Below are 6,630 nucleotides of genomic sequence, written 5' to 3'. Positions count from 1 at the left end.
GGATGTGGCCCAGCGTTGTCTCGTTGCGCAGATCGATCATGGAGGCCAGCGTGGTGCTCTTGCCGGCGCCGGTGGAACCAACCATCAGCAGCAGGCCGCGCTTTTCCATGATCAGGTCAGCCAGGATGGGCGGCACATTCAGGCTTTCCAGAGGCGGGATTTCGCTGGGGATGTAGCGGATCACTGCGGCGTAGGTGCTGCGCTGCTTGAATCCGCTGATACGGAAATTGCCCAGGCCGGCAATCGGCAGCGCCATGTTGAGCTCACCCATTTCCTCCATCTCTTCGATGCGCTCGGGCGGCAATACCTCGGCCAGCAAGTTGCGCGGCGCCTCCGGCGGCAGGATCTGCGCGTTGATCGGGATGGCCTGCCCGTTGATCTTGATCAGGGCGGGTGAATGGGCCGACAGGTAGACGTCAGACGCCTTCTTGTCCACCATCAAACGCAGGATTCTTTCCATCGTGCTCATAGTCCGCTCCCAGTCATTTCAATATGCAATCAAGCCAAAAGGCAGTGTTTAGTCACGGAGCAGGTCGTTCAGGCTGGTGGTGGAACGGGTTTTTGCGTCCACGCGCTTGACGATCACCGCGCAGTACATGCTGTACTTGCCGCCGGCCTTTGGCAGGTTACCCGACACCACGACTGAGCCCGCAGGAATGCGGCCATAGGTGACGGTGTCCGCTTCGCGGTCGTAAATCGGCGTGCTCTGGCCGATGTAGACGCCCATCGAGATCACCGAGTTTTCTTCGACGATCACGCCTTCGACGACTTCGGAGCGCGCGCCGATAAAGCAGTTGTCTTCAATGATGGTGGGGTTGGCCTGCAAAGGCTCCAGCACGCCGCCCAGGCCCACACCGCCGGAAAGGTGCACGTTGTTGCCGACCTGCGCGCAGCTGCCCACGGTGGCCCAGGTGTCGACCATGGTGCCTTCGCCAACCCAGGCGCCGATGTTGACGTAGCTGGGCATCAGGATCGCGCCCTTGGCGATAAAGCTGCCGCGGCGGGCTACGGCGGGCGGCACCACGCGCACGCCAGTAGCGCGCATTTCGGCTTCACTCAGGTGCGCAAACTTGGTCTTGACCTTGTCGAAAAAGCCCAGGTCGCCCGCGCGCATGAGCTCGTTGTCCTGCAGGCGAAAGCTCAGCAGCACGGCTTTCTTGATCCACTGGTGCGTCGTCCACACACCCACGCTTTCACGGGTGGCCACACGCAGCGAGCCATTGTTCAGCTGGGAGATCGTTTGCTCCACGGCCTCCAGGATGTCCTTGGGCGCCGATTTGGGCGACAGGCTGGCACGGTCTTCCCAGGCGGCGTCAATGGTTTGCTGGAGCGCTTGCAGGTTGGCTTGAGTCATGAGAATGGTTTTTCAGTGAGCTTTGGATTGGATGAACTGGACGATGCGCTCTGCGGCCTCCACGCATTCGGCGGTTTCTGCCACCAGCGCCATGCGGATTCTGCCGGCGCCGGGGTTGTGCCCCTGCGCATCGCGTGCCAGGTAACTGCCCGGCAACACCACGACATTGTAAAGAGCGAGCAGCTCGCGCGAGAACGCAGTGTCCGAGCCCTTGAAGACTTCGGGAATTGCGGCCCACAGGTAAAAGCCTGCGTCGGGCAGGGCGACGTCCATCACGGCCGAAAGCATTGGGGTGACTTTGGCGAATTTTTCGCGGTACATGGCGCGGTTGTCCACCACGTGCTGCTCGTCGTTCCAGGCGGCAATGCTGGCCGCCTGCACGATGGGACTCATGGCGCTGCCGTGGTAGGTGCGGTAGAGCAAAAACGGCTTGATCAGCGCGGCATCACCGGCCACAAAGCCGCTGCGCAGGCCCGGCACATTGCTGCGCTTGGAGAGGCTGGTCAGGGAAATCAGGTTTTTGAAGTCATGCCGGCCCAGTTGCGAGGCCGCCTGCAGGCCGCCCAGGGGTGCTTCGTCGCGGAAATAGATCTCGCTGTAGCACTCGTCGGAGGCGATCACAAAGCCATAGCGGTCGCTGAGTTCGAACAGCAGCTTCCATTCGGCAAGCGACATCACCGCGCCAGTAGGGTTGCCTGGCGAGCAGACAAACACCAGCTGGGTCTTGGTCCAGACGGCTTCGGGCACGCTGGCCCAGTTCACTGCGAAATTGCGTGCCGGGTCGCTGGGGGCAAACCATGTCTGGGTGCCTGCCAGCAGGGCCGCCCCCTCGTAGATTTGATAGAAAGGATTGGGGCAAATCACGGTAGCGCCCGGCTTGCCGGCATCCAGCACGGTTTGYGCCAGTGAAAATAGCGCCTCACGCGAGCCGTTGACTGGCAGGACTTGTGTGGCCGGGTCCAGTTTCAAGCCGTAGCGGCGGGCCATCCAGTCGGTCATGGCCTGGCGCAGCTTCGGCTCGCCCAGGGTGCCGGGGTAACTGGCCAGGCCGCCCAGACTGGCTGTCAGCGCATCCTTGATGAGCTGGGGCGTGRCATGGCGGGGTTCGCCAATGCCCAGGCTGATGGGTTTGTAGGCCGGATTGGGGGCGATATCGGCGTGCAGCTGGCGCAACCGCTCAAAAGGATAGGGCTGCAGGCGTGAAAGCAGGGGATTCATACCCGGATTATCCAGCCTCGCCCCGATGCCCCGCCGCCGGTTCTGGCAAGGGCTGGCGGGACCTTACCCGATTGCTATTGAATTAATAGCTGCTAGCGCTCGTCCCCATTGGGCTGGAGGCCGATTTGATATAAATTTTTGGGCTCTCCTGCTATTTGGCGTCCACTGGTGCCGCAACGCATCCGAAAACTCAGGCGGGCGGGGCATCGCCGTCCGAAGCAAAGTGTTTCACGCGAGGGGCCGTCAAGGGCCTTTTTCCCGGCAAAATCGCTGTCCCGCTCGGGTAACATGGCGGACCGTGCGCTACTGAAAGTGGTACACGCCGTGTGTCAGTGTTTTGCCGTAAAACGCTATAAAAATCAATGAGTTAGGTTTTAATTCCCTGGCTCAGGCTCAAAAAAACAGGGACTGCCGTGCGTCTCAATTCGATCAAGCTATCTGGTTTCAAGTCATTTGCAGAGCCCACCAATTTTGTACTGCCGGGCCAACTGGTCGGTGTGGTGGGCCCCAACGGTTGCGGCAAGTCCAACATCATGGACGCGGTGCGCTGGGTGCTGGGTGAGAGCAAGGCGTCCGAGTTGCGCGGCGAGTCCATGCAGGACGTCATCTTCAACGGCACCACCACGCGCAAACCCGCCAGCCGCTCCAGCGTGGAACTGGTCTTTGACAACGCAGACCACCGCGCCGGCGGCCAATGGGGCCAGTTTGTCGAGATCGCCGTCAAGCGCGTGCTGACGCGCGACGGCACTTCCAGCTACTACATCAACAACCAGCCCGTGCGCCGCCGCGACGTGCAGGACGTATTCCTGGGCACCGGCCTCGGCCCGCGCGCCTACGCCATCATCGGCCAGGGCACCATCAGCCGCATCATCGAGTCCAAGCCCGAAGAGCTGCGCCTTTTCCTCGAAGAAGCCGCCGGTGTTTCCAAATACAAAGAGCGCCGCCGCGAGACGGCCAACCGCCTGTCGGACACCCGTGAAAACCTGACCCGTGTCGAAGACATCCTGCGCGAACTCAACGCCAACCTGGACCGGCTCGAAAAGCAGGCCGAGGTGGCCATGCGCTACAACACGCTGCATGCCGACGCCAGCCTGAAGCAGCACCAGCTGTGGTTCCTCAAGCGCGCCGAAAGCGAAGCCGACCAGTCCAAGGTCAAGGCTGACGCCGAGAAAGCCGTGAACGACCTGGAAAGCCGCGTGGCCGACCTCCGCCACATCGAGGCCGACCTCGAAACCATCCGCCAGGCGCACTATTCGGCCGGCGACCAGGTCAACCAGGCCCAGGGCAAGCTGTACGAGGCCAGCGCAGAGGTCGGCCGCCTGGAGGCCGAAATCCGCTTTGTGGTTGACGGCCGGCAGCGCGTCGAACAACGCCTGGCCCAGCTGAAAGAGCAAACCGCCCAGTGGGCCACGCGCAAGGAAGATGCCGCCGTCGAGACGGAAAACCTGGCCGCGCAAGCCATTGAAGCCGAAGAAAAAGCCGAGCTGCTGGCTGCGCAGACCGAAGAGCACCTGACGCAGTTGCCCGCTCTCGAGGATGCCCTGCGCCAGGCCCAGGCCAAAGCCAACGAACAGCGCGCCAGCGTCGGCCAGGTGCAGCAGCAAATCCAGGTGCTGGCCGCCGACCAGCGCAACATCGAAGAGCAGTCGCGCACGCTGAACCTGCGGCTGGAAAAACTCACCGCAGACCGCAATGCGCTTAACGCCCCTGACGAAGCCCGTCTGGCCAACCTCAACACACAGTTCGCTGCCGCGCAAGAGGCCCAGGCCGAAGCCGAAGCCCGCCTGCACGAGCTGACCGAGAGCGTTCCGCAGCTTGATGAAGAGCGCCGCACGCTGCAGCATACTGTCAACACCGAATCCGCCAAACGTGCCGACCTGTCGGCGCGCATGGAAGCGCTCAAGGCGCTTCAGGAAAAGGTCAAGACCGACGGGAAGCTCAAGCCCTGGCTGGCCAAGCATGGCCTCGATGGCCTTCAAGGCTTGTGGAGCCGCATCCACATTGAACAGGGCTGGGAAAACGCGCTGGAAGCCGCACTGCGCGAGCGGCTGGGTGCGTTGGAAGTCAGCCGGCTCGACATGGTGCGCGGCTTTGCGGGCACCGATGGACGCGACACGCCGCCTGCCAAGCTCTCGTTTTATTCGCCACCCAGCGCCGCCGCGCCTGCACGCGCCAATGCCTCGATCAACCTCAAGCCGCTGACCGAACTGCTGCGCCTGAACGACGCCGGTCAGTCGGCATTGCTGGGGGACTGGCTGCAGGGCTGCTACACGGCGCAAAGCCTGGACGATGCCCTGGCCGCGCGCGACAAACTGCAAGCCGGTGAAGTGATTTACGTGCAGAGCGGCCACGCCGTCACGCACCACAGCGTGAGCTTTTACGCGCAGGATTCCGAGCAGGCCGGCTTGTTGGCCCGCGCCCAGGAAATCGAAAACCTCGACAAGCAGCTCAAGGCCCAGGCCTTGATCAGCGAAGAAGCCCGCTCTGCATTGATCCGCGCTGAAGCCGCCTATGCCGATGCCGCCCAGCGCCTGGCCACTGCCCGCCGTGAAAGCGCCGAAGGCCAAAGCCGCACCCATGAGTTGCAGGTCGAAGTGCTGCGCCTGACGCAATTGGCCGAGCAGACCCGCGCGCGCAGCGAACAGATCCAGGCCGACATGGCTGAGATCGAAGCGCAGCTCGGCGAGCTGCAAGAGCGCAAGGTCACGGCAGAAGGCCGCTTTGAAGAGCTCGACATGCAACTGGCCGACAGCCAGGAGCGCCATGCACAGCTTGATGACCGGGTGATCGAAACCGAGCGAAAACTGGGTGAATCACGCGAGCAGCAGCGCACCCTGGAACGCCAGGCGCAGGAAGCCGCGTTTGCGTTGCGCAGCCTGGCGTCCCGCCGTGAAGAGCTGACCCGTTCCATCGACATCGCGGCCCAGCAGGCCAGCTCTATCGCCAGCGAAGAAGCGCAAGCCCGCGAAGAACTCACGCGCCTGACAGACGCCGCGGCACAAGCCGGCCTGCAGAGCGCGCTGAGCGTGAAGCTGGAACGCGAAACCGACCTGGGCGCCAAGCGCAGCCAGTACGACGACCTGACCAACAAGCTGCGCGCCAGCGACGAACGGCGCCTGCAGCTGGAGCGCGAGCTGGACCCGCTGCGCCAGCGCATCACCGAGTTCCAGCTGAAAGAGCAGGCGGCTCGCCTGGGCTTTGAACAATATGCGCAATTGCTTGCCGATGCACAGGCCGACCTGGCTGCGGTGGAGGCATCCATCCAGTCAGGCAACGTGCGCCTGACCGGCCTGCAAGGCGAGATCGACCGCATCAACCGCGAAATCCAGTCGCTGGGCGCCGTCAACCTGGCCGCGCTGGACGAGTTGAGCACGGCGCGCGAACGCAAGCAGTTCCTAGACGCGCAGTCTGCCGACCTGAACGAAGCCATGACCACGCTGGAAGATGCGATCAAGAAGATCGACATCGAAACGCGCGACCTGCTTTCCAGCACCTTCGACACCGTCAACGGCCATTTCGGCCGCATGTTCCCTGAGCTCTTCGGCGGCGGCAACGCCAAACTCATGATGACGGGCGAGGAAATCCTCGACGCCGGCGTGCAGGTGATCGCCCAGCCGCCCGGCAAGAAAAACCAGACCATCCACCTGCTGTCGGGCGGCGAAAAAGCGCTCACAGCCATCGCGCTGGTGTTTGCCATCTTCCAGCTCAACCCCGCACCGTTCTGTTTGCTGGATGAGGTCGACGCGCCGCTGGATGACGCCAACACCGAGCGGTACGCCAAGCTGGTGAAGTCCATGAGCAAGGAAACGCAGTTCCTSTTCATCAGCCACAACAAGATCGCSATGGAAATGGCCGAGCARCTGATCGGYGTGACCATGCAGGAGCAGGGCGTTTCGCGCATCGTGGCGGTGGACATGGAAGCCGCCATCGGTTTCGCTGAGGCAGCATGAACGCCGGGGTTTTATGCCAGCAGGGGCCGCGGAACCGGCTTTGCCGGGCCGCAGGCGCAGCGGCCCCCTGGGGGGGCAGCGTACTACGCGAAGCGAGAAGCGTGGGGG

Annotated in this window: 3 protein-coding genes and 1 pseudogene; 1 reads left to right on the top strand and 3 read right to left on the bottom strand. The window is 63.0% G+C overall.

The window, feature by feature from the left end:
* From AC1D0Z_RS14135 to dapC, 3 genes and pseudogenes are all read right to left on the bottom strand, one after another.
* Positions 1–469 (bottom strand): annotated as a pseudogene (locus AC1D0Z_RS14135) (PilT/PilU family type 4a pilus ATPase); the annotation flags it as partial.
* A 48-nt stretch (positions 470–517) separates the two neighbouring features.
* A complete protein-coding gene (dapD, locus tag AC1D0Z_RS14130; RefSeq protein WP_477658859.1) occupies positions 518–1,354 on the bottom strand; it encodes a 2,3,4,5-tetrahydropyridine-2,6-dicarboxylate N-succinyltransferase in 837 nt (278 codons plus the stop codon).
* A 12-nt stretch (positions 1,355–1,366) separates the two neighbouring features.
* Positions 1,367–2,572: a succinyldiaminopimelate transaminase gene (gene dapC / locus AC1D0Z_RS14125; protein WP_477658858.1), complete on the bottom strand. Its 1,206-nt coding sequence runs from the start codon at positions 2,570–2,572 to the stop codon at positions 1,367–1,369.
* A gap of 413 nt (positions 2,573–2,985) precedes the next feature.
* Here dapC and smc point away from each other — a divergent pair, with 413 nt between their 5' ends.
* Positions 2,986–6,522 carry a chromosome segregation protein SMC gene (gene smc, locus AC1D0Z_RS14120; protein ID WP_477658857.1) on the top strand — a complete coding sequence of 1,179 codons (3,537 nt, stop codon included), beginning with the start codon at positions 2,986–2,988 and terminating at the stop codon, positions 6,520–6,522.
* Positions 6,523–6,630: the final 108 nt, after the last annotated feature.

The organism is Polaromonas sp. P1_E3, assembly GCF_056405935.1.
The sequence above is the reverse complement of the archived record's forward strand: the minus strand, read 5'-3'. Positions and strand labels throughout refer to the sequence as shown.